Annotated in this window: 1 protein-coding gene; it reads left to right on the top strand. The window is 57.8% G+C overall.

Annotated elements, in window-relative coordinates:
* Nucleotides 1-75 precede the first annotated feature (75 nt).
* Nucleotides 76-1,095 carry an IS110 family RNA-guided transposase gene (locus BLU17_RS32080; protein ID WP_092006766.1) on the top strand — a complete coding sequence of 340 codons (1,020 nt, stop codon included), beginning with the start codon at nt 76-78 and terminating at the stop codon, nt 1,093-1,095.
* Nucleotides 1,096-1,328: the final 233 nt, after the last annotated feature.

The raw sequence follows: 1,328 nt of genomic DNA, 5'->3' as shown, positions 1-1,328 counted from the left end.
CTTCCAGTTAATGGTATGGACTGCTCCGGCAGGCGTATCGTGACTGCTGGCGTTGCCGTTCATAGGAGTATCGTCATGGACACCATTCGATTTCTTGCCATCGACCTTGCGAAGAATGTCTTCCAGGTGCACGGTGTAGATGCTGCGGGCAAGCTCGTCCTGCGACGTCGTGTCGGCCGCGCGCAGCTGACGGAACTGGTTCTCCGACTTACGCCATGTACGATCGGGATGGAGGCCTGCTCAAGCGCCCATCATTGGGCACGACAGTTCCAGCAAGCAGGTCACATGGTAAAACTTATCAGCCCGCAATTCGTGAAGCCCTTCGTGAAGGGCAACAAGACTGATGGCAATGATGCCGAGGCGATCTGCGAGGCGTTGCAGCGACCATCAATGCGCTTTGTGCCAATCAAGTCCGTTGAACAACAGGATGTGCAAAGCCTTCACCGTGCTCGCAGTCGCCTCGTTAGCAATCGGACTGGACTTGTGAGTCGGATGCGCGGCATTCTCGCCGAACGCGGCATCGTATTTGCGCAATCGATCACTCGCGCCCGCCGCGAGATTCCAGCTGTCGTAGCCGACACGGCGAACTGCCTGACTCCTCTTGCGCGGGAGATGCTCGCTGATCTGATGGACCAGTTGCGCGAACTGGACAAGCGCATCGCTGGATTCGATCGGCGCATCGAAATGGTGTTCAGGGCGAGCGAAACCTGTCAGCGCATTGCGCAAATCGAAGGGGTTGGACCGAAGACGGCCACCGCCATTGTTGCTGCCGTATCGGATCCGAAGGACTTCAAGAATGGCCGACACTTCGCAGCCTGGCTCGGCTTGGTCCCGCGGCAGAGTTCAAGCGGCGACCGTACTCATATGCTCGGTATCAGCAAGCGTGGCGACCGGCATTTACGCACACTACTGATCCATGGCGCGCGCGCTGTTTTGCGAACCGCACCGACGAAGCATGACAGGAAGCATGCATGGGCTCTTGAGGTGCAGGCCCGGCGAGGGGCCAATCGCGCCATCGTTGCGATCGCGAACAAGATGGCCCGCGTGATCTGGTCGATGCTCGCAACCGGCCAGTCCTACCAGAGAGCAGCGTAGTCTCCGAAATCACTAACGATGCGTTGATCAATTGACATTGGCACTCCGGTCGATCCGGCGAGCAGGGAACCTGATTTCTATAACGGCCCCTGAGGCCTTCCAGTTGTTGAGGCCTGCACGCGCGGAATTCCAGTTGGGCGCTGGGCGATGCCCTGACGCCGGATATATGTACGCAATCGACTTCCGTGTTCGTCAATTCCGTTTGCTTTTGAGAGCAGTCCATATATGTAGTA

This window comes from Paraburkholderia lycopersici (assembly GCF_900096975.1).
Lineage (GTDB): Bacteria > Pseudomonadota > Gammaproteobacteria > Burkholderiales > Burkholderiaceae > Paraburkholderia > Paraburkholderia lycopersici.
The sequence above is the reverse complement of the archived record's forward strand: the minus strand, read 5'-3'. Positions and strand labels throughout refer to the sequence as shown.